Here is a 24,209-nt window from a genome sequence, read left to right as displayed (position 1 = left end):
GGCGTTGCATAGTAGGTCGGCGGCGCCGCGCACTAGCAGCTGGGCACGGACCCCTTACCGTTCTCCAGCGCCCGCAACGCCCCCACCGCCCCCTTCAGCGAAGTCACCGGAATCAACCGCAGCCCCTTCGGCAGTTCCGCCTTCGCGTCGGAGCACTCCGCCTTGGGGACCAGGAACACCGTCGCCCCGTCCCGCTTCGCGGCCTGCGTCTTCAGGGCCACGCCCCCCACCGCGCCGACCGTCCCGTCCGCGTCGATCGTGCCGGTCCCGGCGATGGTGCGACCGCCGGTGAGGTCACCGCCGTTCCCGTCGCCGTCGAGCTTGTCGACGACCCCCAGCGAGAACAGCAGCCCCGCGCTCGGCCCGCCCACATCCGCGAGCTTGAGCGTGACCTTGACGGTCTTGTCGCTCAGCTTCAGATAGTTCAGCGCCGCCTCGCTCGCCGCGTCCTGGGACTCCTGCATCTGCTCGATGTTGTGCTGCTCGATCTCCTTGTCGCTCTGCCCGCTCGGGTAGACCGCGTCATGGGGCATGACGGCACGATCCGTGCGGAACCAGCTGTCGAAGACGTCGCCGAGCGAGACATGCGTGTCGGGCCCGGTCGCCTCGATGGTCGTCATCCGCAGCTGACCGCTGGTCGTACGGACCTTCGCGCCGGAGATCGTGATCACCAATGTGCCCTTGTTGTCGCCGAGGACGTTCGCCGTCATCCCGGGCTGCGCCAGCGAGAACGGCAGCGGCGCGAAGAGGGCCGTGGCGACCAGTGCCACGACGGGCAGGGCACAGACGGCGACGGCCTGGGGGCGCGTGAGGCGAGAGAGCACGGGATCAATCTAACGCGGCGGTCACTTCCGGCCACGAGCCGGTCAGCCCCGTACAGGTCCCGCCGACGAACCGCGCATCGCCGTAGCGTCTCCGAAAGCAGCTCGGCCCCGCCCCCCGGCCCCTGCCCACCCGCACCGCTCAGCGCAACGCCTCCGCGACCTCCCGCGCCGCGTCCACCACTCGCAGCCCGACCCGTTCCGGCACCGCGTCGGCCAGCATCACGACCCCGACACTGCCCTCGACCCCGCTGACCCCGAGCAGAGGAGCAGCCGCACCGCTCGCCCCCGCCTCCAGCTCTCCGTGCGTCAGCATGTACCCCGGCTCCCCGAACCCCTGCTGCCGAGCGGCGAGAATCGCCCGCCCCGCGGCTCCCCGGTCCAGGGGATGCCGGAACCCCGCCCGATACGCCACGTGATAGTCCGTCCACGTGGGCTCCACAACGGCCACGGCCAGCGCGTCCGCGCCGTCCGCCAACGTCAGATGAGCCGTCGCCCCGATGTCCTCCGCGAGCGATCGCAGCGCGGGCAACGCGGCTTCCCGCACCAGCGGATGGACCTGCCGCCCCAGCCGCAGCACCCCAAGGCCCACCCGGGCACGCCCGCCCAGATCACGCCGTACGAGTGCATGCTGCTCCAGCGTGGCCAGCAACCGGTATACGACGGTCCGGTTCACGCCCAGTTTGTTGGATAGCTCGGTGACGGTGAGCCCGTGGTCCGTGTCGGCCAGGAGCTTGAGGACACGCAGTCCCCGGTCAAGCGTCTGAGAGGTCTCCGCGGTCACGACGCCCACTCCTCCAAGTGGTGAGGTCGGCAACCTCCGAGCGGCGGTGCGTCACCGAGTCCCGTCGATGACGCGCTCCAGAGGCCGCCGATCGGCCGGCGGCCCGGTCTGTTTCCGGGCCGGGTCGCTTCACGGCTGCGCTCCGCGGCGGCGCTGCCACGGGGCGTGTGCGTAGCGGGACAGTAGCGAAGGGGGTTCGCTCAGCGGAAGGCTCCGTCCAGAATCCGGGCACTGCCCGGTACGGACCACTCGGGTATGTGTGGATTTGCGGCAAGTGAAGCGCCCTCCGGGGGCGCGGGGAACCGCGACCAGCGCAGAAGGCCCGCGGCCGAAGTGCGACAGATGATCACGGCTCAAGCCGGCGCGGCGTCACCGCATCCGGGTCGCCCACTCCTGCACCTTGGCGATCCGCTGCCGCAGCTGCCCCGCCGTGGCCTCGGCGCTCGGCGGCCCCCCGCACACCCGCCGCAGCTCGGTGTGGATCACCCCGTGCGGCTTGCCGCTCTGGTGGACGTACGCGCTGACCATGGTGTTCAGCTGCTTGCGCAGCTCCATCATCTCCTTGTGCGAGACGACGGGCCGCCGCTCGGCGGGCAGTTCGAGGAGGTCCGCCTCGGCGTCCGGTTTCTTGCGGCTGTGCGCGATCTGCCGGGCCTGCCGCTTCTGGAGGAGCATCTGCACCTGGTCGGGTTCGAGAAGGCCCGGGATGCCGAGGTAGTCCTGCTCCTCCTCGCTCCCCGGGTGCGCCTGCATACCGAACTCGGCACCGTCGTAGAGGACGCGGTCGAAGACGGCGTCGGACTCCAGCGCCTCGAAGGCGAACTGTTCCTGCTCGCCGGTGTCCTCGTCCTCCTCCTTGTTCGCCTCCTCCATCTCCTTCTCGGACTCGGCGTACGGGTCGTCCTCGCCCTCCTTCTTCGGCTTGTCGAGGGCGTGGTCGCGCTCGACCTCCATCTCGTTGGCGAAGGTCAGGAGGTCCGGGACGGTCGGGAGGAACACGGACGCGGTCTCACCGCGCCTGCGGGACCGTACGAAACGGCCGACGGCCTGGGCGAAGAAGAGAGGCGTCGAGATGGTGGTCGCGTAGACCCCAACCGCGAGCCGGGGGACGTCGACGCCCTCCGACACCATGCGGACGGCGACCATCCACCGGTCGTTGCTCTCGCTGAAGTCGTCGATCCGCTTGGACGCGCCGGCGTCGTCGGACAGGACCAGGGTCGCCTTGCTGCCGGTGATCTCACGGATCAGCTTGGCGTACGCGCGCGCGGAGTCCTGGTCCGAGGCGATGACGAGGGCACCGGCGTCCGGGATGGCCTTGCGGACCTCGGAGAGCCGCTGGTCGGCGGCGCGCAGCACGCTGGGCATCCACTCACCGCGCGGGTCGAGCGCGGTACGCCAGGCCTGGCTGATCGCGTCCTTGGTCATGGGTTCGCCGAGCCGGGCGGCGATCTCGTCGCCTGCCTTGGTGCGCCATCGCATCTGCCCGCTGTAGGACAGGAAGATGACGGGCCGGACGACGTGGTCGGCCAGCGCGTTGCCGTACCCGTAGGTGTAGTCGGCGGCCGACCTGCGAATCCCGTCGTTCCCCTCCTCGTACGTCACGAAGGGGATGGGGTTGGTGTCGGACCGGAAGGGCGTACCGGTGAGCGCGAGCCGGCGGGTGGCGGGCTCGAAGGCCTCAAGACACGCCTCGCCCCAGGACTTGGAGTCACCGGCGTGGTGGATCTCGTCGAGGATGACGAGGGTCTTGCGCTGCTCGACGCGGTTGCGGTGCAGCATGGGCCGTACACCGACACCCGCGTAGGTGACGGCTACGCCGTGGTAGTCCTTGCCGAGCGGCCCGGCGCTGTACTCGGGGTCGAGCTTGATACCTATCCGCGCGGCCGCTTCCGCCCACTGCTTCTTCAGGTGCTCGGTCGGCGCGACGACGGTCACCTGCTGCACGACGTGATGGTGCAGCAGCCAGGAGGCGAGGGTGAGGGCGAAGGTCGTCTTGCCCGCGCCCGGGGTCGCGACGGCCAGGAAGTCACGCGGCTGCTCCTGGACGTACTTGTCCAACGCCCCCTGCTGCCAGGCGCGCAGCCTGCTGGCGGTACCCCAGGGGGCCCGGCCGGGGAAGGCGGGGGAAAGGTGATGGGAGGAGGAGGCGGCGGTGGTAGTCACGGTCTCCGTCGGGGTCGAGCGGCTCGGCGGTGTCTTCGGCTGTGTATGACGACCGGGTCACCCTACCGGCGGCCCGGTCGGGTCAACGCGCGAACGGGGCCGGGGCGCCCTTGGGTGGGACCGAGGTCACATCGCTACTCGGCCAGAGCCCGCAGCACCTCCGAGATGGCCTTGACTTCGTCCAGGCTGCCGGTCGACACAGCGATGACCAGGCGCTCGGCCGCGTCGATGTCCGGGCGCAGCTGCACCTCGTTCATCGCCAGGAAGACCACGCAGGACACCCACGCCGTGCGCTTGTTCCCGTCAAGAAAGGGATGGTTGATCGCCAGCGACTGCAAGAGCGCCGCCGCCTTGTCGCACAGGTCGGTGTAGGCCTCCTGCCCGAACATCGCGGCGGAGGGTCGATGCACGGCCGACTCCAGCAGACCCACATCACGTACGACGACGTCCTGGTCATCGACAGCGTGCTCGGCGATGGCCAGGACGTCCTCGGCGGACAGATAGACATACGTCACTTGAGCCGCTCCAGCAGCTCGGCCCACTTGGCGGTCTGCTCCTTGGCGGCCTTACGGACCAGCGTCTCGTGCGCGGTCCGGGCCAGATAGTCGTCTACGGCCCTCAGCAGTATGGCGTGCATGCTCGTGCCCTCCTCCTCGGCTCGCAGCTTCAGCGCTTCGGTCTGGTCGTCGCGGAGACGCAGGTTCATGGCCATACCAAAACGGTACCACCGGCCGGGGTCAAACTGGTACCACCTAAGGCGTGGCCCGCAGCCGCGTGGTCACCCACGCCCCCACCAACGCCACCCCCGCCATCGGCAGAAACACCACGGCGAAGGCAGCCGGATGCCCGGCGCCGGACGCCCCCGTCGCCGCATGACTCACCGCACCCCCACCCAGCGCCGCGAAGGCCGCCCCACCCGCCGCCAGCAGAACGGCGTTCGAGAGGCCGTCGGAGATCTGAAGGGCCGCGGAGTTGGTACCGGCCTCCTCGGGGGCGGAGAGCTGGAGCAGCAGCACACTGGTGGAGGCGATCACCAGCCCCATCCCGAAACAGCCGAACCCCCAGGCCACGGCGACGATCCAGACGGGCACGGAATCGATCAGCACACTCGGCGCACCGGCGATCGCGGCAGCGACCAGCACCATCCCCACGGTCATCAGCCGTTCCCGGTACGGCTCCACCCGCGCCCGCGACTGCACCCACGACCCCAGCGCCCACGTACCCCCGCCCGCGGCCAGCGAGAACCCGGCGAGCGTCGGCGACAGCCCCCGCTGGGTGACCAGCATCAACGGCACGAAGGACTCGGCGGCGACGAAGGCCCCCGCGGCGACCCCGCGCAACAGCACGACGGAGGGCAGCCCGCGCGCCGCCCGGTACGTGCCGCGCGGCAACAGCCCGAGCACGGCGGGCACGAGCAGCGCGGCCCCTGCGATGCCGGGCAGCAGGGAGAGGAGACGCAGATCCTGGGCGGCGTACTGGAGGAGCCCCGCGCCGAGGGAGATCGCGAGGGCGAGCCGGATGCGCCGCCGGTCGAAGGACGCCCGCCCGCGGCTGCCGTCGACCGGCCCTCCGGCCCGCCGCCGTATCTGCGGCAGTGCAAGCGCCAGCGGAAAGACAACCAGCACCGGAATCCCGACGAACACCCACCGCCACCCGAGATGCTCGGTCACCGCGCCGGCGGCGAGCGGCCCCACGATGGACGGCACGACCCACCCGGCCGCGAACGCCGCCATGATCGCGGGCCGCAACCGTTCCGGATAGGCCCGCCCGACCACGACATACAGGGCGACGATGACGAGCCCACCCCCGAACCCCTGTACGGCCCGTCCCAGAATGAACAGCCACATCGCCGCGGCGGTCCCCGACACCACCAACCCGGCGGCGAACGCACCGATCCCGGCCGTCAACGCCCCGAGCGGCCCCCGCCGATCCGCCCACTGTCCGGACAGCACCATCCCGAACAGGCTGGTGGTGAAGTACCCGGAGAACGCGAAGGCGTAGAGGCCGACCCCGTCCAACTCCCGCGCGGCGACGGGCATCGCGGTCCCGACAGCGGTCGCCTCGAACGCGATCAGCACCACAACGGACACGATCCCGACACTGAGCGCCCGATAGGACCGCCCCAACACCCCCTCGGACGGGGCTTCAAGGTCGTCGGCGACATCGGCATCACGCGATTCAAGGGCTGCCATGACCGCCAGAGTAAGACCCGTCACCCACCTTGACTCCTGTCAAAAGCCTGCCTCGACCTGAGACCTTGGACGTACACCCACAGCCGCACCCCACCCGTTCATGAACGCCGTATGGCAGTCCCATTGCAGCCCCCACACTCCCCTTGAGCCCTTCCCCACCCCCGCCCTACGGTCATTACACCGAGCTCGGCAGGAGCCCCCGCTCCACACCGACCCGGCCGTGTGCCCGAGTGGTTCAGGGACTCGCCTGCGCTGCATCCATCAGCGAGCTCCGCTCGCGGGGAGTTACGCGGGTCCGATTCCCGCCACGGCAGGGAAACACGACCGAACTCGGCGACGGCCGTGTGCCCGAGTGGCTCAGGGACTCGCCTGCAAAGCGAGTTACGCGGGTTCGATTCCCGCCACGGCCTCCGCTGGACGGCCAGGCAAGGTGAAGGGGCGGCACCCTCAGAGGTGCCGCCCCTTCGGCTGTGCGGCGTCCTAGGCTTGCGGGTGGCAGTGGTCGGAGTGAGGAGTGTGGACGTGTCCGAGAGCGCATCGGGGCAGCCTTTTCCCGAGTCCCTCCGGGCGGATGGGGTGCCTGCTCCGCACCCGCTGCTCGAGCCCGTGCTCGGGTTTCTGGGAGTGTGGCGGGGGCGGGGCCGCGGTGGGTATCCGACGCTCGACGGCGACTTCGCGTATGCGCAGGAGGTCTCCTTCAGCCACGACGGTCGCCCCTTCCTCCGGTACGAGGCCCGGGCCTGGCTGCTCGACGGCGACGGAGCGCCGTTGCGTCCGGCGGCCCGGGAGAGCGGGTGGTGGCGGATTCAGCCGGGCGGGCGGGTGGAGGCGCTGGTCACTCAGCCCACCGGTATCACGGAAGTCCTGGTCGGCCAGGTGGCGGAGGGCGCGGTCGAGCTCTCCACGCACACCGTGGCCCTCACGCCGACGGCCAAGGAAGTGACCGCCACCCGCCGCCGCTACGCCCTGGCCGACGAGGACACGCTCACCTTCCTCCACGATCTCGCGGCGGTCGGCCAGCCCCTGCAGCATCACCTCTCGGCGACCCTGCGGCGCGAAGGCGGTCAGAGCACCCCGCCCGCCTCGTCCTGGAACAGCTCCGTCCAGTAGTGCCAGTCGGCGTCCGTCGTCGTGCCCGTGGGGTCGATGGTGGAGAGGGCCCGGATCATCGTCTTGGCCACCTGGGCGTACAGCGTGTTCGTCAGCTCGTGGGACAGCGACTCGTCCATCCGGCGTTCCCGGTGCAGCAGCCAGAGGGTGAAGGCGAGGGTGGAGATGTCGGTGTTGAGGGGGTGGAGGGTCGCCTCGCGCTCGCTCCAGTTCAGGACCGCGCCCGTCGCGCCGTCGACCACCAGGGTGTTGTCCTCGATCAGGTGGCCCAGGACGATCAGGTGGTCGGCCCGAGGCGGGAGGGTCACCAGTCGGTCGGCCCGGTGCTCCGCGAGGGTCGGGAGCGGGGCGTCCGGGTCGGTGTGGAAGAGGACGCCGTCCTCGGGCAGGCCCGTCTCCGCGAGGAAACGGCGGGTGGGGGCGTGGGTGAGCGTGGCCGGGAAGTCGATGTCCTCGAAGCGGGCGACCCGGTTGCGGCCGAACTCCTGGTCCAGGAGTCGGGGCGGGAGGTCCAGGGCCAGGCCGGAGTCCGTGCCCGGGCCCGCCACCAGGGCCAGGGGACGGATCAGGGCCGCGATCTTCCAGAACGTCGGCACCTCGCCGCCCGTGCCCTCCTCGAACACGGCCAGCAGCTGACGCGTCGCCTCCTCCACCGCCGTAGGGCCGAAGCGGCCGGCATACGCGGCGAACTGGCCGCGCACCTCCGTCAGTTCGTCCGTGGCCGCCGTGAAACGCACCAGGGTGGGGAGGGAGGGGGCCAGGGGGATGCGGTCCATCAGGTCGGGGCGGGCGTGGAAGAACGCCGTCGTGGAGACCTCGCCCGTGACGCCGTCGAGCAGGACCGACTCCCTCTCCCTGCCCTGCAGATCCGTGAGTCCGCCGATCACCAGCTGGTCGCGCAGCTCCTCGCTGAGCCGGCCGCCCGGGTCGGCCGTGGAGTCCGCCACCGTCCGCAGACCCTCACGGCGCAGCTCCTCGAAGGTGAACAGGTCGCTGGCGCCGGGCAGTCCGGGGCCGATGAGCCAGCGGCGGGTCGTGGCATGCGTGATGTACGGGTGCAGTTCGTCCTCAGTCAGTCTGATCGCCGCTACGGCGGCTTCGGTCGTGCTCATGGCTCCCCCGTGTTCTTCGTACGCAGTCCCCTGGCCGGGCACGGCACGGCGAACCCGCCGGGTCTGCGCTCGTCCCCCACTGCTCGAAACACTACGCGCCACCACTGACAACGCCCCCATTTGAAGGAGACGTCAGGGCACCCTCGCGCGTTCCCGCCCCGCGAGGATCGCCTCCACCGTCTGTGTGGGGGTCAGTGCAGAGGTGTCCAGCCACAGGCCGATCCGCGGAGTCGACTCCCGCAGCGCCTCGTCCAGCGCGGGGATCGTCCAGGCCGCGTCGCCGTACCCCCTCTTGGCCCGGCCCGCCTCCCGGGCGGTGATCGTCTCGGCGTCCGGCGCCAGGACCACGACGTACAGCGGGCGGGTCCGGAGCAGAGCGATGTACGCCGACAGGTCCTCGCCCAGCACCACATCCTGCACGACGGCCGTGAACCCGGCCTCCGCGTACGCGTCCGCCGTCGCCGCCGACAGCCGGTAACGCAACCGCAGTTGAGCGAAAGCCTCTCCCGAGGCCGCGGGTACGTACTCCTCGCGCCCCGACACGATCATCCGCCGGAACACGTCCCCACGCACGTGTGCAGCCCGCGGCAACCGCTCGGCCAGCGCCTGTGCGACCGTCGACTTCCCGGCCGCCATCACCCCGGTGACCAGCACGACTCCGCGCATCACGCGAAGTAGACCCCGCCCACCACGACCACGGTCGCCGCCACCACGAACAGCAGGATCCACAGCGCCAACTTGCCGAGGCCCGGCGGCGGTTCGTACTCGCGGGGCTCCTGGCCCGGAGCGCTCATCGGTCCGTCACCACCGCGGCCTGCGGGCGGATCGGCAGCCGGTTCACGGGGCGGCCCGTCGCGGCCCGTACGGCCGAGGCGACGGCCGCCGGTGACGTCACCACCGGCACCGCGCTGGCCGCCTTCGCGCCGAACGGCGCGACCACGTCCCGTTCCTCGACGAGCTTGACGATCCGGATGTCCGGCGCGTCCAGGGCCGTCGGCAGCGCGTACCCGGTGAGGTCGGGATGACGGATCAGCCCCCGCCCGGTGCGCAGGTTCTCCGTGAGCGCAATCCCGACGCCCTGGGTGACGCCCGCTTCGATACGGGCCTCCAGCTGGGCGGGGTTGAGGATCCGGCCGACGTCCTGGGCCAGCGCCAGCTCCACCACGCGGACCGAGCCGAGTTCGATGTCGACATCGACGACCGCGCGGATCGCGCAGAAGGCCATGCCGACGAACGCGTCACCCTGGCCGGCCTCGTTCAACGGCTCCGTCGGGTGCGGGCGGCACTGCGCGGTGGCCCACAGTTCCTTGCCGTCCATGGCCTCGGTGACGGTCGTCGACAGGACGCCGTCGTACGAGGTGATCTTGCCGTCGGTGATCTGGAGCAGTTCGGTGGACATGCCGAACTTGTGCGCCAGGGGCTGGAGCAGTTGCGTGCGGACCATCTTGGCCGCGCGTTCCACCGCGCCGCCCGACACCCAGGTGTGACGGCCTCGGGCGCCCGCGCCCGCCGGGGGCTGGTCCGTGTCGACCGGGGCGACGTGCACCTCGTCGATGCCGAGGGTCTCCTGGACGATCTGGCGGGCCAGCGTGGTGAAGCCCTGGCCGGTCTCGACGGCCGCGCAGAGCACCGTCGCGACGCCGTCCTGGACCCGTACGGTCGCCGTGGAGACCTCGTCGGCGCCCTCCGTGCCGAGCATGTGCACCATGCCGAGGCCGTAGCCGACGCCCCGGCGGATCGCGCCCGGTTCGCCCGCGCCCTCGGGGCCGCCGGGCAGCAGCCACTCGTCCTCGGGGGTGTCCTTGGGGAGGGCGGGCAGCGGGAAGTCCCGTACCGCCTGGAGCAGTTCGGCGACCGGGGCCGGGCAGGTCACCGTCTGGCCCGTCGGGAGAACGTCCCCCGTCGCCAGTACGTTCCGCAGGCGCAGCTCCGCCGGGTCGATGCCCAGCCTCTTGGCCAGCTTGTCCATCTGCGCCTCGTAGGCGGCGCAGACCTGCATCGCGCCCTCGCCTCGGACATGGCCGGAGGGTGGGTTGTTGGTGCGGACGGCCCAGCCCTCGATGAAGGCGTTCGGGACGACGTACGGCCCGCAGGCGAAGCCCACTGCGGCGGCCAGGGCCTCCGAGGAGGTGTCGGCGTAGGCGCCGCCGTCGAGCAGGATCTGCGCCTCGACCTTGACCAGCTTGCCCTCGGCGTCGGCGTGGTGGCGGTATCTCAGCAGCGTGGGATGACGGTGCACATGGCCCAGGAAGGACTCCTCGCGCGTGGCCGTCAGTTTCACCGGGCAGCCGGTCTTGAGCGCGAGGAGGCCGAGCGGGAGTTGGAAGCCCTGGTCCTCGCGGTCGGCGGTGGCGCCGGGGACGCCGGTGACGACGACCTTGACGCGCTCGGGCTCCAGGCCGTAGCAGGCGGCGGCGGTGTCGCGGTCGGAGTGCGGGTCGGTGGAGGCGAGGTAGAGCTCCACGCCGCCGTCGGGGCGGGGCACGGCGAGACCGGCCTCGGCGCCGATGGGAGCGGGGTCCTGGCGGCCGATGCGGTACTGGCCCTCGACGATGATCTCGCCGACCGCGTCCGGGTCGCCGTGGTGCAGCGGGATGTGGCGGACCAGGTTGCCGTCGGGGTGCAGGGGCTCGGCCTCGAAGGCCTGCTCCGGGTCGGTGACCGGGTCCAGCACCTCGTACTCGACGATGACGGCGGCCGCGGCCATGCGCGCGGTGTCGGGGTGGTCGGCGGCGACGGCCGCGATGGGCTCGCCGTGGTGGCGTACGACCTCGGAGGCGAAGACCGGGCGGTCGGCCTTGCCGCGGCCGTGCACCGGGCTGCCGGGGATGTCCTCGTGGGTGACGACCGCGCGGACTCCGGGCATATCGCGCGCGTGGGAGGTGTCGATGGACACGATGCGCGCGTGCGCGTGGGGCGAGCGCAGGACGGCGGCCCACAGCAGGCCCTCGGCCCACAGGTCGGCCGCGTACGGGAAGGTGCCCTCGGTCTTCGCGCGCGCGTCGGCGGCCGGCAGGGAGACGCCGATGCCGTGCGGAAGCGGCTCGGGGGCGGGTGCTGCCTCCGCGGCGGTGGTCGCGGTGGCGGCTTCGTTGCTCACGCCTGGCCTCCGTCCTGTCCCTGTCCGTACGCCTGCTCATGGGCTCCGGGGGACCCCGGAGCCTCGAACGCCGACGGGTTGACGCCTCCGGCACCGGGGCCCGCCTGGTGCGGAATACGTGCCTCGTCGACGTCCTTCTCAGCGTCGCCCGCCGCGTGCGCCTCGCGCTCGACGACGACCTCCTTGACGGCGTCGACGACGCCCCGGTAGCCGGAGCAGCGGCAGAGGTTGCCGCACAGCGCCTGGCGGGTCTCCAGCTCGGTGGGCGCGGGGTTGCCCTCCAGCAGGTCGTGCACGGTCATCGCCATGCCGGGCACGCAGAAGCCGCACTGCACGGCGCCGCACCGGGCGAGCGCGCGCTGCACGTCGGAGGGCCGGCCGTCCTCGGCGAGGCCCTCGACGGTACGGACCTCGCTGCCGGCGGCGGTCACGGCGGGCACCAGGCAGGAGGCGACGAGCCGTCCGTCGACCTGGACGTTGCACGCCCCGCACTCGCCCTGCGAGCAGCCGTCCTTGGCGCCGGCGAGCCCGAGCCGCTCGCGCAGCACGTAGAGCAGCGACTCGCCGATCCAGGCGTCGGTGACGGGGCGGTCGACGCCGTTGACGCGCAGGACGTAGGAGGCGAGGGGGTGTTCCTCGCCTGGGTGCGCGGGGGCCCGGTCGTCGGCGTCCTCCTCGGCGGCATCCCGCCCCCGTTCGTCCTCGTCGGCGGGCGAGGCATGCTCCGTGCCGGGCTCGGCGGGGCCGTCAGAGGCTTCTACGGCCCCTCGGGCGTCCTCGGAGCCCTCAGGGGCCATCGGCGCCTCGCGGGAGCCGGGAGTGGGCCGTGAGGCGGCTGTGGAGGGGGTGTCCGCGTAAAGGTCGGCGGAGTCATGGGCCGCCTCGCTCTGCTCGGCGTGCGGGTGGGCGGCCGGCTGCGGCCGCGCGTCCTCGTCCGCCGCGGCGTGCGCGTCACCGGTCGGTCCGCCGGGCCCGTCGTCGGCGGGCACGTGCGCGTGGCCGTCGCCGGCCCGCCCACCATGGCCGTCACCGTCCGCCTCTCCGTGCCCGTCGGCGAAGACGCCCTCGCGCCCGTCACCGAAGGCACCGCCGCCGTGCGGCACGTGCGCGTGCCGTTCCTCGGCCGGTTCCCCGTGTTCGGGTCCCGCTCCGGCGCCGCCCTGGGTCTGGTCCCCCCACGGCTGCGCCGGCTGGGTCGCCCAGGGCGCGGCCGCTCCGCCCGGGAGGGTCGCGGGTGGGGTGCCGCCCCACTGCTCGACCAGGGAGGAGGTGGTGAACTCGCCTGATTCGTCGGGTAGGTCGCCGCCGGCGACGGGGATGGACCACTGGCCGGTGACGTCGTGGCCCGGCGCGGGCGCGGTGTCCTCGACGTGCCACTGCTGGGTGGCGGCGGGGTTGTACGTGAACTGGCCGGTCTGCCCCGGCTGCACCGCGTTCGGGTCGGGCCAGCCGCCACCCTCGGCCGGTGCGCCCCACGCGCCCGTGCCCGCCGGGTCGGTTCCGTCGCCGTCGCCCGGCGCGGCCGTGATCTGCGGCGGCACATAGCCCTGACCGCGTGCGGCGAGCGGGCTGTCAGCGGAGGCCAGGAGGGCGTCGATGCCCCCTTCGGGGAGTTTCACGAAGGCGGTCGCGCCGTCGTCGTAATCACCCTGAGGGAGCGGGTCCCAGCGGCCCGCGGCCCGGGGCGTGCCCTCTCCGTGCTGGTCGTCGGTCACGAAAGTGCCCTCCCCAGTGCTCGTCGGGCCAGTGCGGCGACGGTGCGCCGCAGGTGCAGTACGGCGGGCGGGTGCTGCGGCACGGAGCCGTCCGCGGCCGGTGCCGGGTCGGGGATGCAGGCCGCTGCGACGTACTCGCCGAAGGCCTCCAGGGCCTCCGGGACGATCGCGCGGTTGTTGTCCCAGTCGATGAGCCGGGCGACCCACTGCTCGGCGTCCAGCGGCCGCAGGGGCATCGGCGCGATGGCACCGACGGCGCACCTGACTCCGCGCCGGGCCGGGTCGAGGACCAGCGCGACGGAGGCCATCGCGCGGCCCGGGCCGGTACGCCCTGTCACCTTCAGGAAGACCTGCGGGGCGTGCAGCAGCGGCACGCGCACGAAGCCGATGAGTTCGCCGGCGCGCAGCATCTCCATGCCGGCCAGCAGATGTGAGACGGGCATCTCCCGGCGGGCTCCGTCCGGGCCCGCGATGATCAGCGTCGCCTCCAGAGCGGCGAGCACGGGCAGTGCGTCCCCCGTGGGGGCCGCCGAGGCGATGTTGCCGCCCAGGGTTCCCGCGTTGCGGATCTGCGGCGGCCCCGCGGCACGGGCGGCGGCCGCGAGCGCCGGGATGAGGGCGGCGAAGTCGGGGCGGCCCATGCGAGCGTGCGTGAGTCCCGCGCCGAGCAGGGCGTGTCCGTCCTGGTACTGCCAGCTGCGGATCTCGCTGATCCGGCCGAGCCCGACCAGGGCGGCGGGCCTGAGCTGCCCGGAGTTGACGGCGGCCATCAGGTCGGTGCCGCCCGCGACGGGCACGGCCGCGGGCATGGCCGTGAGGACCGCCACAGCCTCGTCCAGCGTCGTGGGCAGCGTGACGGTCTGCGCCGCCTGTGGTGCTTGCGTGGTCAAACCGGCTGCCCCTTCCCGCTGCCCCACCTGGTCCTGCTGGTCCCGCCTGTTGCTGCCGTACGGTACGTGCTGACAGGGCGGACGTGGCAACTCTGGCACATCTTCGGGGCACCCGAAGACAGGGGTCCACTAGGAGGCGTTCGGAGGCTTTCGCCCGCCCCATCAGGGAGATGGTCCGTTTTCGGACGGCATCACCGGCACATACCGATTGACACTGTTCAGTGACTCTTGAGGTCTTTTTCCCCTACCTGTTCGGGGGCGCCCCCTCGATCGGGCGACCCAGCACCCCGGGCCGCTTCTGCCACGGCAGCGGCCCCGTGGGCGGCCGGTAGCCGACGCCCAAAGCGTCGAGCACCCCGTAGTGGGCGGACATCCGCCGCCCGAAGTCCGCGAAGTCCCGTTCCGCGGAGGCGGGCAGAGCGCTCCAGGCGACCTCGGCGAAGGCCGCGAGCCGCGGGAACGCCTGATAGTCCACGCGCGCGTGATCCTCCATCACCTCGGTCCACAGGTTGGCCTGCGTGCCGAGGACATGGGTGGTCTCCTCCGAAGTCAGCTGCGATGGAACGGGTTCGAAGCGATACACGTCCTCCAGGGTGCGGACGTAGCCGATCGGCACCGGCTCGTCCTCACCGGCGTCCTGACGGTGGTCCAGGTACACATGCTGCTCCGGGCACATCACGACGTCGTGGCCGGAGCGTGCGGCGGCGATCCCGCCCTCGTAACCGCGCCATGAGGACACGGCGGCCCCTTCGGCGAGCCCGCCCTCCAGGATCTCGTCCCAGCCGATGAGCCTGCGCCCGCGCGCGGTCAGCCACCTGTCGAAGTGACCGATGAACCACGACTGCAGTCCGTCCTCGTCGGCGAGGCCGAGTTCCTTGATGCGGGCCTGTGCGGTGGGCGACCGCCGCCACTGGTCCTTGAGGCATTCGTCACCCCCGACATGAATGAACTCCGAGGGGAACAGCTCCAGGAGTTCCTCGAACACCCCCTCGTAGAACCGCAGGGTGTTGTCAGTGGGGGCGAGTACGTTTGCGGAGATGCCCCAGCTGTCCCAGACCGAGAGGGAGGTCGTGTCGATGACGTCGGTGTTGCCGAGTTCCGGGTACGCGGCGATGGCGGCCTGCGAGTGTCCCGGCAGGTCGATTTCGGGGACGACGGTGATATGCCGCTCGGCGGCGTAGGCGACGATCTCCCGGATGTCGTCCTGGGTGTAGTAGCCACCGTGCGGCTTCTCCGCCCACAGCGGCGAGGCCCGGTGGCCGAATTTGGTACGCGCCCGCCATGAGCCCACCTCGGTGAGCCGGGGGTACTTCTTGATCTCGATCCGCCAGCCCTGGTCGTCCGTCAAGTGGAAGTGGAAGACGTTCAGTTTGTGCGCGGCCATCAGATCCAGGTAGCGCAGCACCCCGTCCTTGGGCATGAAGTGCCGGGCCACGTCGAGCATGAGGCCGCGCCAGCGGAATCGCGGGGCGTCCTCGATGGTCTGGTGCGGGATCAGGCGGGTGACGTCCGGGCGTACGGGAGCACGCCGAAAGGCGTCGGGGCCGAGCAGTTGACGCAGCGTCTGGGCGCCCCAGAAGACCCCGGCGGGATCGCCGCCCCGGATTTCCACGCCTCGATCGGGGAGAGCCGAGAGCCGGTAGGCCTCGGGGGCCAGCGCCTCGTCCAGGTTCAGCCGTACGGAGTTGGGGGCGTCTTCGGGTCCGGCCGCGAGCGGCAGGCCGAGGGCTGCACCGACGGTGGAGCGCAGCCACCGCGCCGTGTCCTCCGTGCCCGGGGCGGCCCACAGGATCGTGTCCCGCTCGAGAAGGACGGGACCACGCATCGGCCCCTTGACGTCGACCGGCTTCGGAATCAGTTCACCCACGTCAGTCCTTTACCGCTCCACCCAGCCCCGAGACCAGGCGTCGCTGTACGAGTACGAAGAACACCAGCACCGGAATCGTCATCACCGTCGACGCGGCCATGACCCCGCCCCAGTCCGGCTCGTCCGGCTTGTAGAAGACCAGCAGGGCCATCGGCAGCGTCGACTGCGAAGTGTCGCTGATGATGAACGACTTGGCGAAGAGGAAATCGTTCCAGGACGAGATGAAGGAGAACACGCTCGTGGCCACCAGACCGGGCAGGACGAGCGGGAACAGAATCTGCCACAGGAATCGCGCGCGACTCGCCCCGTCGATGTACGCGGCCTCCTCCAAAGCCTCCGGTACGGCCTTCACGAACCCCCGCAGCATCCAGATCGCGAAGGGCAGCGAGAACGCGATGTGGGGCAGGATCAGCGAACCCAGCGTGTTCAGCAAACCGAAGTCCCGCATCTGGAAGAACAAGGGGATGGTGAGTGCCTCCACCGGCACCATCTGGGCCACCAGAAACATGATCAGCAGGGTGGTCCGGAAGCGGAAGCGGAATCGTGTCACGGCGGTCGCCGCGAGAAACGCGATCAGCGCCGAGACGATCACCACGCTGCACGCCACGACAAGGCTGTTGACGAAATACCGACCGAAATCCTGCTGCCCGAACACACGCCGGAAGGAATCCAGCGAAGGCGCGAGCGTCCAGGGCCGGGGCTCGGTCGACTCGATCTCTCCGGCCGGTTTGAAGGCGCTGAGCACCATCCAGTAGAGGGGGAAGGCCACGACCAGGGCGATGAGCAACGCCGAGGCCTCCGCGGCCAGCCGCCAGGGGCGCCGTAGAAGATTCACAGTTCCGCCCCCTGTCGGCGCAGCAGCCGCAGGTAGACCAGTGTCACGGCGAGCAGGATCAGCAGCATGACGATTCCGATCGCCGAGCCGAGGCTGTACTGCGAGGAGGCGAACGCCTGCTGGTAGGCGTAGACGTTCAGGACGAGGTTCTGGCCCGCGATGCCGCCCCCGTTCGTCATGACGTAGATCTGCGTGAACACCTTGAAGTCCCAGATGACCGACTGAATGGTGACGACGGTCAGGATCGGCCGCAGCATCGGCGCGAGCACCGACCGCCAGATCCGCCACTGCGAGGCCCCGTCCAGCGAGGCGGCCTCCAGCACCTCGGCCGGCACGGCGCGGATCCCGGCGTAGACCGTGACCATCACGAACGGGAAGGAGCACCAGACGACTTCGAGCAGGACGAGGAAGAAGGCACTGAGCCGCCCGTACGTCCAGGAGTGGTCGCCGAGCCCGAGGAGACGGTTGACCGGCCCGAAGTCGGGGTCGAAGAGAAGCAGCCACACGGTGGACCCGGTGACCGCGGGCGTCGCCCATGCCCCGAGTGCGGCCAGCATCAACGCCAGCCGCGGCACGGCACGCACGCGCGTGAGCAGCACGGCCAGCGCACACCCCACGGCCAGCGTCGACCCGACGCAGGCCGCCGCGAACAGCACGGTGGCCAGCAGCACTCGCCAGAACTCCGGGTCGGAGAACAGCGCGGAGTAGTTTCCGAACCCCTCGAAGGTGGTCGGCTCACCACCGCTGACCTGGGCCTGGGTGTACTGGAAGAACGAGATCAGCCCGAGCTGATAGATGGGGTAGACGAGCAGCCCGCCGAGGACGACGAGAGCCGGGGCCAGATACAGCCAAGGTGCGCCCGAACCCCCCAAGGGGCGCGGGGAACTGCGCGACCGGCCACGAACCACCGGCACCCGCAAACGCTCCACACGCCCCGAGTCGGCAGGCGCCGTCATCCCACGGACCCGAACGCGTCGTCCATCTTCTTCGCGGCCTCCGAAGAGGCCGCGGCCACATCCTTCTTACCGCTGATGACCTCCTGGAACATCGTCGGCAGCACCAGCGACGAGTCGATCTGCGACCACCCCGGCGAGGCGGGCACGAACTTCGTCCCTGCGGCCAGGGTCTGCGCGAACGGCTTCACATACGGCTTCTTCGCGGCGACCTGGTCACGGACGTCCCCGAACGTCGGCAGAAATCCCATCGCGTCGAACATCGACGCCTGCGTCTTCTTGGACGTGAGCTGCTCCATCAGCTGAACGGCCAGCGTCCGGTGCCCCGTGCTCTTCAGCACCCCGATGTTGTTGCCGCCCGCGAACGCGGGAGCGATCGACCCGGCGGAGACGCCCGGCAGCGGCACCACCGCGTACGCGCCCTTGACCTTCCCGGCCTCCACCGCCGTATGGCTGAAGTCACCCCCGATCGCCATGCCCGCCTTGCCGGCCGCGAACGCGGTGATCGTGTCGTTGCCGCCCATGCCGGCGCACTTGGCGGCAGGACAGTTGTCGTCGGTGAACAGCGAGGTGTACTCCTTGATGCCCTTCTGCGCGCCCGCATCGGAGATCGCCGAGGCGTACGAACCTCCCTTGCCGACGGCGAGTTCGCCGCCGTTGGCCCAGATGAAGGGCATCGCACCGTACGTGTAGGCGCCGCCGACGACGAGGCCGTACAACTCGGGCTTCGCGGCGCGGATCTTGCGGGCGGTGACGGCCAGCTCGGCCATCGTCTTCGGGACTTCGAGGCCGAGTTCCCTGAAGACGTCGGTCCGGTAGTACAGCGCCCGGACGCCGACGTAGAAGGGCGAGCCGTACACCTTCCCGTCCACGGTGACCGAGGTCCTCGCCGTGGGGTCGGTGTCCTTCGCCTCGCTCCAGTCGCCGAACTCCTCGGTGATGTCGAGGAGTCCGCCGTCCTTCACATAGCCGGCGGTGTCGGTGTTGCCGTACTCCATCACGTCGGGCGCGGAGGACGGGTCGTTGAAAGCGGCCTTGACGCGCTGGGCACGGGTCTCGACCGGGATGTACTCCACGTCGACCTTGGTGCCCTTGTGGGCCTTCTCGAAGGCGGTGACGACGGAGTCGACGACCTTCTCCTTCGGCTTGTTGCCGACTTCCTGGAAGAGCCAGACGCGCAGGGTGCCGGTCTTGTCGTCCTCGTCGGAGGAGGAGTTGGAGGAGGTCTGGGGCGCGCAGGCCGTGACGACCAGGGCGGCGAGGAGCAGGGCGGGAAAGCGGGGGGAGAGCTTCATGGAGTGATCCTCCGGGCGCGTTGCACCATATGCAATGACGGTTTCGCTCAACGCAACGGAGATTATGGGTTGCATGAACACGCCCACAAGAGGTCTCAACCACTTCGTGACACGCGATGGGCACGCGAGGTCATGCGAAAGGCGTGCGAAAAGGCCCCTGAGGCGCGCGGAACGCACCTCAGGGGCCTCGTGAAGCTCAGCCGGGCAGCGGGCCTACTTGTCGCCGCCCTCGTCGTCCCCGGAGCCCATGGACTCGTAGATCTCCTTGCACATGGGGCACACCGGGTACTTCTTGGGATCGCGGCCGGGCACCCACACCTTGCCGCAGAGCGCCACGACGGGGGTCCCGTCGAGGGCGCTCGCCATGATCTTGTCCTTCTGGACGTAGTGGGCGAAGCGCTCGTGGTCGCCGTCGCCGTGGGACACCTGCGGCGTCGGCTCTACGAGGGTCCCCGTACCAGTCCCGCGCTCGGGCTCAAGAGTGCTCATACGGCCAAGGGTACTGAAGGTCACATGCATCAGTTGAGCGAAGGGTCGTCCGGGTACGTGGCCACCATCGCCAGTTCGTTGCGCTGGCGGCGCAGCACCTCGCGCCAGAGTCTCTCCGGGGACGGGGAGTAGACGTCGCCGGGCTCCGACTCGACGACGTACCAGGCACCCTCCATCAGTTCGTCCTCCAGCTGGCCGGGGCCCCAGCCGGCGTAACCGGCGAAGATGCGCAGGCTGCCGAGGGCCGAGGCGAGCAGCTCGGGCGGGGCCTCCAGGTCGACCAGTCCGATCGCGCCGTGCACTCTGCGCCAGCCCAGCGGAGCCCCGTCGACGGCCCCGCCGCCGGGAATGACGGCGACCCCCAGGGCCGAGTCCAGGGAGACCGGGCCGCCCTGGAAGACGACTCCCGGCTCGCCCGCGAGGTCGGCCCAGCCCTCCAGGATGTCGCCGACGTCCACCGGCGTGGGCCGGTTGAGGACGACACCGAGGGAGCCCTCCTCGTCGTGGTCGAGAAGGAGCACCACCGCACGGTCGAAGTTCGGGTCCGCCAGGGCGGGCGTTGCCACGAGCAACCGCCCTGTGAGCGAGGACACCTCGGTCATGCCAGACATGATCCCGCATCTTCCCTCCGCGTGGGGAGGCAATGCCTCTACCGCAGTGGATGCAGCTCAGAGCGCAACGATGCGCCGTAAGCGCACGCCAGGCGCCCGTGACCCCACGTGCCCGACGATTAGCAGTTCGTGTTGTGACAGAGCTATGACGTGGCTGGGTGGCACTTGGGCTTACAGAAGGGGGGTAGGCGGCGATTACCCTTTCCCTTCTGGCCCCTGCCCGACTCATCGGAACGCGAGATACATGACCGTCAACGGCTCTGACGACGTACTGCTTGTCCACGGCGGAACCCCGCTGGAGGGCGAGATCCGTGTCCGCGGTGCGAAGAACCTCGTACCCAAGGCCATGGTCGCCGCCCTGCTGGGCAGCGAGCCGAGCCGACTGCGCAACGTTCCGGACATCCGTGACGTGCGGGTCGTACGCGGACTGCTGCAACTGCACGGCGTGACGGTCCGACCGGGTGAGGAACCGGGCGAGCTGGTGATGGACCCGACCCACGTCGAGAGCGCCAACGTCGCTGACATCGATGCCCACGCGGGTTCCAGCCGTATCCCGATCCTCCTGTGCGGTCCGCTGCTGCACCGGCTCGGGCACGCCTTCATCCCCGGTCTCGGCGGCTGCGACATCGGCGGCCGGCCCATCGACTTCCACTTCGAGGTGCTGCGGCAGTTCGGCGCCACGATCGAGAAGCGCGCGGACGGGCAGTTCCTGGAGGCGCCGCGGCGGCTGCGCGGTACGAAGATCCGGCTGCCGTACCCGTCCGTCGGCGCGACCGAGCAGGTGCTGCTCACCGCCGTCCTCGCCGAAGGTGTCACCGAGCTCTCGAACGCGGCCGTCGAGCCGGAGATCGAGGACCTGATCTGCGTCCTGCAGAAGATGGGCGCCATCATCGCGATGGACACCGACCGGACCATCCGCGTCACCGGCGTGGACCGGCTCGGCGGCTACAACCACCGCGCCCTGCCGGACCGTCTGGAGGCCGCCTCCTGGGCGTCCGCCGCGCTGGCGACCGAGGGCAACATCTACGTCCGCGGCGCCCAGCAGCGCTCGATGATGACGTTCCTGAACACCTACCGGAAGGTGGGCGGTGCCTTCGAGATCGACGACGAGGGCATCCGGTTCTGGCACCCCGGCGGGCAGTTGAAGTCCATCGCGCTCGAAACCGACGTGCATCCGGGCTTCCAGACGGACTGGCAACAGCCTCTGGTGGTCGCCCTCACCCAGGCCACGGGCCTGTCGATCATCCACGAGACGGTGTACGAGTCCCGTCTCGGCTTCACCTCCGCGCTGAACCAGATGGGTGCTCACATCCAGCTGTACCGTGAGTGCCTGGGCGGCTCGAACTGCCGCTTCGGCCAGCGCAACTTCCTGCACTCGGCGGTCGTCTCGGGCCCGACCCGCCTCCAGGGCGCCGACCTGGTCATCCCGGACCTCCGCGGCGGTTTCTCGTACCTCATCGCGGCCCTCGCGGCCCAGGGCACCTCGCGGGTCCACGGCATCGACCTCATCAACCGCGGCTACGAGAACTTCATGGAGAAGCTCGTGGAGCTGGGAGCGAAGGTGGAACTGCCGGGCAAGGCACTCGGCTGACCACAGCCTCGTCACCCCGGCCCGGGGAACAACCCCCTGCTGGGGGTCCGGGGGGCATCCCCCGGACAGGCACAGCATGGAGAAACTCGTGGAGCTGGGAGCGAAGGTGGAACTCCCGGGCAAGGCACTCGGCTGACACACGTACGCCGATGGGGCGGTCACCCGTTTCCGGGTGACCGCCCCATCGGCGTTGTGCTGAGCGCCCCTCAAGGGGCGCGGGGAACTGCGCGACCAGCCACGGACGGCCCGACAGCCGAAGAGCGGCCCGCAGTTACCCGGCGCTCGAAGCGGAGCGCTTACTTGCCCTTGGCGGCTTCCTTGAGCTTGGAGCCCGCCGAAACCTTGACGCTGTAGCCGGCCGGGATCTGGATCGGGTCGCCGGTCTGCGGGTTGCGCGCGGTGCGAGCGGCCCGGTGGGTGCGCTCGAAGGTCAGGAAGCCGGGGATGGTGACCTTCTCGTCACCCTTGGCGACGATCTCGCCGACGGTCTCGGCGAACGCGGCCAGAACGGCGTCGGCGTCCTTGCGGGTCACCTCGGCGCGGTCGGCCAGCGCGGCCACCAGCTCACTGCGGTTCATGTTGTTACTCCCGTGTTCTTCTTGCCGTTGGGGTGTGCCTCGCGGCGGGGCCGCACACGAGGCACAGCGAAGCCGATGCGCTCGCGCCCAGGGACGCATCCTGCCCCTACCTGCTGCGGGAAAGCCAATCCGGCACCCGTAGGACTCGTATGAACACCCTAGGGGGTCACACGAACAGAGGCCTGGGCGTGGCGCCACCCTAGAGGGTGGCGCGAAGCGCCCGGTTCCGCGACGCGCCGGGCCGGGCCGGAGGACCACCGTGGCGATCCTCACAGCCAACAGCCGACGCTCACTGTAGAGGCAGGCCCTAGGCCGTCGCCCCGGCGGCCTTCGCCGCGTCCCGCACCGCCCCGGCGACCGCGCCCGCGACCTTGTCGTTGAAGACGCTGGGGATGATGTAGTTCGGGTTCAGCTCGTCCTCGGTGACGACGTCCGCGAGGGCCTTCGCGGCCGCGAGCATCATCTCGGTGTTGACGGTGCGGGACTGGGCGTCCAGCAGACCGCGGAAGACACCCGGGAAGACCAGTACGTTGTTGATCTGGTTCGGGAAGTCGGAGCGGCCGGTGGCCACGACGGCCGCCGTCTGACGGGCGACCCCCGGGTCCACCTCGGGGTCGGGATTCGCGAGCGCGAACACGATCGCGCCCTCGGCCATGGCGGCCACGTCGTCGCCGTCCAGGACGTTCGGGGCCGAGACGCCGATGAAGACGTCGGCGCCGCGCACGGCCTCCTTCAATGTCCCCGTCAGGCCCTCGGGGTTGGTGTTGTCGGCGATCCAGCGCAGTGGCGAGTCAGCGGCGGCGTCGCACAGGTCCTCGCGGCCCGCGTGCACGACACCGTGGATGTCGGCGACGACGGCGTTCTTGAGGCCGGCCGCGAGCAGCAGCTTGAGGATGGCAGTACCGGCCGCGCCGGCGCCGGACATGACGACCCGGATGTTCTCAATTGCCTTGCCGGTGACGCGAAGTGCGTTCGTCAGGGCGGCGAGGACGACGATCGCGGTGCCGTGCTGGTCGTCGTGGAAGACGGGGATGTCGAGGGCCTCACGCAGCCGGGCCTCGATCTCGAAGCAGCGGGGGGCGGAGATGTCCTCCAGGTTGATGCCGGCGAACCCGGGGGCGATCGCCTTGACGATCTCGACGATCGCGTCGGTGTCCTGGGTGTCCAGGCACAGCGGCCAGGCGTCGATTCCGGCGAACCTCTTGAAGAGGGCCGCCTTGCCCTCCATGACCGGGAGGGCGGCCTTGGGGCCGATGTTGCCCAGGCCCAGCACGGCCGAGCCGTCCGTCACGACCGCAACGGAGTTGCGCTTGATGGTGAGGCGGCGGGCGTCCTCGGGGTTCTCGGCGATCGCCATGCAGACGCGGGCCACACCCGGGGTGTAGATCATCGAGAGGTCGTCACGGTTACGGATGGGGTGCTTGGACGCCATCTCGATCTTGCCGCCGAGGTGCATCAGGAACGTACGGTCGGACACCTTGCCGAGCGTGACGCCCTCGATGCCGCGCAGCTGCTGGACGATCTCGTCGGCGTGCGCGGTGGAGGACGCGGCGATGGTGACGTCGATGCGGAGCTTCTCGTGGCCGGACGCGGTCACGTCGAGGCCCGTCACCGAGCCTCCGTGGGACTCTACGGCCGTGGTGATCTGGGAGACCGCGGTTCCGCTCGCGGGCACCTCCAGCCGGACCGTAATCGAGTAGGAGACGCTGGGCGCCGTTGCCATGGCCGACTTCCTCTGCTTTCACTCAGGTTTGCCGCGCGGTGTCCACTCCGCCCATCCCCGCCGACGTGTCTTTTCTGCTGGGGGTCCGGGGGTTGTCCCCCGGGAAGGCGCAGCCACCTGTGACGCTGGATGCCGTCCGATGGTCGCACCTACTGCCGGGTAGGCGTTAGCCGCTCCGGGTTGCGAAAGTTTTGTTCATGACGAAAGAGGCCCACGTCACATGTACGTGGGCCTTTCGACGGCTAGGTGACACCGGCCCGCCATGCTCGCCTCGCGGCAAGTGGTCGCTCGTAGCGACGAAGGTTGGGCCCGGGGGCTTGGATCGGGCCGGTGTCACATCCAGGCTAACAAACGGATCCCGAAAGACCATTCCCGTACCG

At 70.4% G+C, this 24,209-nt stretch carries 22 protein-coding genes and 2 tRNA genes; 4 read left to right on the top strand and 20 right to left on the bottom strand.

Annotation, left to right across the window (positions count from 1 at the left end):
• Positions 1 to 32: 32 nt before the first annotated feature.
• The 6 genes from ACI2L1_RS21955 to ACI2L1_RS21930 all read right to left on the bottom strand — a co-directional run bounded on the left by ACI2L1_RS21955 (position 33) and on the right by ACI2L1_RS21930 (position 5,960).
• The gene (locus tag ACI2L1_RS21955; RefSeq protein WP_404741017.1) at positions 33 to 824 is read right to left on the bottom strand and encodes a S16 family serine protease; all 792 of its coding nucleotides are present in this window, start codon (positions 822 to 824) and stop codon (positions 33 to 35) included.
• Between the two features lie 139 nt (positions 825 to 963).
• Positions 964 to 1,605, bottom strand: a complete 642-nt coding sequence (locus ACI2L1_RS21950; RefSeq protein WP_404741016.1) for an IclR family transcriptional regulator — start codon at positions 1,603 to 1,605, stop codon at positions 964 to 966.
• Between the two features lie 369 nt (positions 1,606 to 1,974).
• Positions 1,975 to 3,768, bottom strand: coding sequence for a DEAD/DEAH box helicase (locus tag ACI2L1_RS21945; RefSeq protein WP_404741015.1), 1,794 nt, complete (start codon positions 3,766 to 3,768; stop codon positions 1,975 to 1,977).
• Between the two features lie 134 nt (positions 3,769 to 3,902).
• Positions 3,903 to 4,283 (bottom strand): type II toxin-antitoxin system death-on-curing family toxin, encoded by a 381-nt coding sequence (locus ACI2L1_RS21940; RefSeq protein WP_404741014.1) that lies wholly within the window; start codon positions 4,281 to 4,283, stop codon positions 3,903 to 3,905.
• A complete protein-coding gene (locus ACI2L1_RS21935) occupies positions 4,280 to 4,480 on the bottom strand; it encodes a CopG family transcriptional regulator (protein WP_404741013.1) in 201 nt (66 codons plus the stop codon). Before ACI2L1_RS21935 ends, ACI2L1_RS21940 begins: the two co-directional genes overlap by 4 nt.
• Before the next feature lie 40 nt (positions 4,481 to 4,520).
• On the bottom strand, positions 4,521 to 5,960 hold the full coding sequence (locus tag ACI2L1_RS21930; protein ID WP_404741012.1) for an MFS transporter: 1,440 nt from the start codon (positions 5,958 to 5,960) through the stop codon (positions 4,521 to 4,523).
• A gap of 215 nt (positions 5,961 to 6,175) precedes the next feature.
• On the opposite strand from ACI2L1_RS21930, the gene ACI2L1_RS21925 reads away from it, so the two are divergent.
• From ACI2L1_RS21925 to ACI2L1_RS21915, 3 genes are all read left to right on the top strand, one after another.
• Positions 6,176 to 6,274, top strand: a tRNA-OTHER gene (locus ACI2L1_RS21925).
• A gap of 24 nt (positions 6,275 to 6,298) precedes the next feature.
• Positions 6,299 to 6,370, top strand: a tRNA-Cys gene (locus tag ACI2L1_RS21920).
• A 112-nt stretch (positions 6,371 to 6,482) separates the two neighbouring features.
• Positions 6,483 to 7,070, top strand: a complete 588-nt coding sequence (locus tag ACI2L1_RS21915) for an FABP family protein (RefSeq protein ID WP_404741011.1) — start codon at positions 6,483 to 6,485, stop codon at positions 7,068 to 7,070.
• Here ACI2L1_RS21915 and ACI2L1_RS21910 read toward each other — a convergent pair.
• The 12 genes from ACI2L1_RS21910 to ACI2L1_RS21855 all read right to left on the bottom strand — a co-directional run bounded on the left by ACI2L1_RS21910 (position 7,025) and on the right by ACI2L1_RS21855 (position 19,928).
• Entirely contained in the window at positions 7,025 to 8,182 is a 1,158-nt protein-coding gene (locus ACI2L1_RS21910) for an SUKH-4 family immunity protein (protein WP_404741010.1), read from the bottom strand. The two genes, ACI2L1_RS21915 and ACI2L1_RS21910, sit on opposite strands and share 46 nt — an antisense overlap.
• Positions 8,183 to 8,314: 132 nt before the next feature.
• Entirely contained in the window at positions 8,315 to 8,848 is a 534-nt protein-coding gene (locus ACI2L1_RS21905; protein ID WP_404741009.1) for an AAA family ATPase, read from the bottom strand.
• On the bottom strand, positions 8,848 to 8,976 hold the full coding sequence (locus ACI2L1_RS21900) for a hypothetical protein (RefSeq protein WP_404741008.1): 129 nt from the start codon (positions 8,974 to 8,976) through the stop codon (positions 8,848 to 8,850). Before ACI2L1_RS21900 ends, ACI2L1_RS21905 begins: the two co-directional genes overlap by 1 nt.
• Positions 8,973 to 11,282: a xanthine dehydrogenase family protein molybdopterin-binding subunit gene (locus tag ACI2L1_RS21895; RefSeq protein ID WP_404741007.1), complete on the bottom strand. Its 2,310-nt coding sequence runs from the start codon at positions 11,280 to 11,282 to the stop codon at positions 8,973 to 8,975. Before ACI2L1_RS21895 ends, ACI2L1_RS21900 begins: the two co-directional genes overlap by 4 nt.
• A complete protein-coding gene (locus ACI2L1_RS21890; protein WP_404741006.1) occupies positions 11,279 to 12,997 on the bottom strand; it encodes a 2Fe-2S iron-sulfur cluster-binding protein in 1,719 nt (572 codons plus the stop codon). Before ACI2L1_RS21890 ends, ACI2L1_RS21895 begins: the two co-directional genes overlap by 4 nt.
• Positions 12,994 to 13,887 carry an FAD binding domain-containing protein gene (locus tag ACI2L1_RS21885; protein WP_404741005.1) on the bottom strand — a complete coding sequence of 298 codons (894 nt, stop codon included), beginning with the start codon at positions 13,885 to 13,887 and terminating at the stop codon, positions 12,994 to 12,996. The genes ACI2L1_RS21890 and ACI2L1_RS21885 overlap by 4 nt, the downstream gene beginning before the upstream one ends.
• Before the next feature lie 244 nt (positions 13,888 to 14,131).
• Positions 14,132 to 15,754, bottom strand: a complete 1,623-nt coding sequence (locus ACI2L1_RS21880) for a beta-N-acetylhexosaminidase (RefSeq protein ID WP_404741004.1) — start codon at positions 15,752 to 15,754, stop codon at positions 14,132 to 14,134.
• Between the two features lies 1 nt (position 15,755).
• Positions 15,756 to 16,589, bottom strand: coding sequence for a carbohydrate ABC transporter permease (locus ACI2L1_RS21875; protein WP_404741003.1), 834 nt, complete (start codon positions 16,587 to 16,589; stop codon positions 15,756 to 15,758).
• Positions 16,586 to 17,545: a carbohydrate ABC transporter permease gene (locus ACI2L1_RS21870; protein ID WP_404741002.1), complete on the bottom strand. Its 960-nt coding sequence runs from the start codon at positions 17,543 to 17,545 to the stop codon at positions 16,586 to 16,588. Before ACI2L1_RS21870 ends, ACI2L1_RS21875 begins: the two co-directional genes overlap by 4 nt.
• Positions 17,542 to 18,837 (bottom strand): extracellular solute-binding protein, encoded by a 1,296-nt coding sequence (locus tag ACI2L1_RS21865; protein WP_404741001.1) that lies wholly within the window; start codon positions 18,835 to 18,837, stop codon positions 17,542 to 17,544. The genes ACI2L1_RS21870 and ACI2L1_RS21865 overlap by 4 nt, the downstream gene beginning before the upstream one ends.
• Before the next feature lie 213 nt (positions 18,838 to 19,050).
• Positions 19,051 to 19,326, bottom strand: a complete 276-nt coding sequence (locus ACI2L1_RS21860; protein ID WP_404741000.1) for a DUF3039 domain-containing protein — start codon at positions 19,324 to 19,326, stop codon at positions 19,051 to 19,053.
• A gap of 29 nt (positions 19,327 to 19,355) precedes the next feature.
• Positions 19,356 to 19,928, bottom strand: a complete 573-nt coding sequence (locus tag ACI2L1_RS21855) for a YqgE/AlgH family protein (RefSeq protein ID WP_404740999.1) — start codon at positions 19,926 to 19,928, stop codon at positions 19,356 to 19,358.
• 253 nt (positions 19,929 to 20,181) lie between these two features.
• Here ACI2L1_RS21855 and murA point away from each other — a divergent pair, with 253 nt between their 5' ends.
• Positions 20,182 to 21,528 (top strand): UDP-N-acetylglucosamine 1-carboxyvinyltransferase, encoded by a 1,347-nt coding sequence (gene murA, locus ACI2L1_RS21850; RefSeq protein ID WP_164433380.1) that lies wholly within the window; start codon positions 20,182 to 20,184, stop codon positions 21,526 to 21,528.
• A gap of 296 nt (positions 21,529 to 21,824) precedes the next feature.
• On the opposite strand, the gene ACI2L1_RS21845 is transcribed toward murA, so the two are convergent.
• Positions 21,825 to 22,106, bottom strand: coding sequence for an HU family DNA-binding protein (locus tag ACI2L1_RS21845; RefSeq protein WP_007382399.1), 282 nt, complete (start codon positions 22,104 to 22,106; stop codon positions 21,825 to 21,827).
• A 307-nt stretch (positions 22,107 to 22,413) separates the two neighbouring features.
• On the bottom strand, positions 22,414 to 23,829 hold the full coding sequence (locus tag ACI2L1_RS21840) for an NAD-dependent malic enzyme (RefSeq protein WP_404740998.1): 1,416 nt from the start codon (positions 23,827 to 23,829) through the stop codon (positions 22,414 to 22,416).
• Between the last annotated feature and the right edge of the window lie 380 nt (positions 23,830 to 24,209).

This window comes from Streptomyces sp. NPDC019531, from assembly GCF_044903305.1.
Lineage (GTDB): Bacteria > Actinomycetota > Actinomycetes > Streptomycetales > Streptomycetaceae > Streptomyces.
The sequence above is the reverse complement of the archived record's forward strand: the minus strand, read 5'-3'. Positions and strand labels throughout refer to the sequence as shown.

Coding starts and splice junctions, on each gene's coding strand:
- murA (WP_164433380.1), top strand. CDS start 20,182: ATGACCGTCAACGGCTCTGACGACGTACTGCTTGTCCACGGCGGAACC.
- ACI2L1_RS21930 (WP_404741012.1), bottom strand. CDS start 5,960: ATGGCAGCCCTTGAATCGCGTGATGCCGATGTCGCCGACGACCTTGAA.
- ACI2L1_RS21855 (WP_404740999.1), bottom strand. CDS start 19,928: ATGACCGAGGTGTCCTCGCTCACAGGGCGGTTGCTCGTGGCAACGCCC.
- ACI2L1_RS21935 (WP_404741013.1), bottom strand. CDS start 4,480: ATGGCCATGAACCTGCGTCTCCGCGACGACCAGACCGAAGCGCTGAAG.
- ACI2L1_RS21865 (WP_404741001.1), bottom strand. CDS start 18,837: ATGAAGCTCTCCCCCCGCTTTCCCGCCCTGCTCCTCGCCGCCCTGGTC.
- ACI2L1_RS21845 (WP_007382399.1), bottom strand. CDS start 22,106: ATGAACCGCAGTGAGCTGGTGGCCGCGCTGGCCGACCGCGCCGAGGTG.
- ACI2L1_RS21900 (WP_404741008.1), bottom strand. CDS start 8,976: ATGAGCGCTCCGGGCCAGGAGCCCCGCGAGTACGAACCGCCGCCGGGC.
- ACI2L1_RS21870 (WP_404741002.1), bottom strand. CDS start 17,545: ATGACGGCGCCTGCCGACTCGGGGCGTGTGGAGCGTTTGCGGGTGCCG.
- ACI2L1_RS21910 (WP_404741010.1), bottom strand. CDS start 8,182: ATGAGCACGACCGAAGCCGCCGTAGCGGCGATCAGACTGACTGAGGAC.
- ACI2L1_RS21905 (WP_404741009.1), bottom strand. CDS start 8,848: ATGCGCGGAGTCGTGCTGGTCACCGGGGTGATGGCGGCCGGGAAGTCG.
- ACI2L1_RS21860 (WP_404741000.1), bottom strand. CDS start 19,326: ATGAGCACTCTTGAGCCCGAGCGCGGGACTGGTACGGGGACCCTCGTA.
- ACI2L1_RS21840 (WP_404740998.1), bottom strand. CDS start 23,829: ATGGCAACGGCGCCCAGCGTCTCCTACTCGATTACGGTCCGGCTGGAG.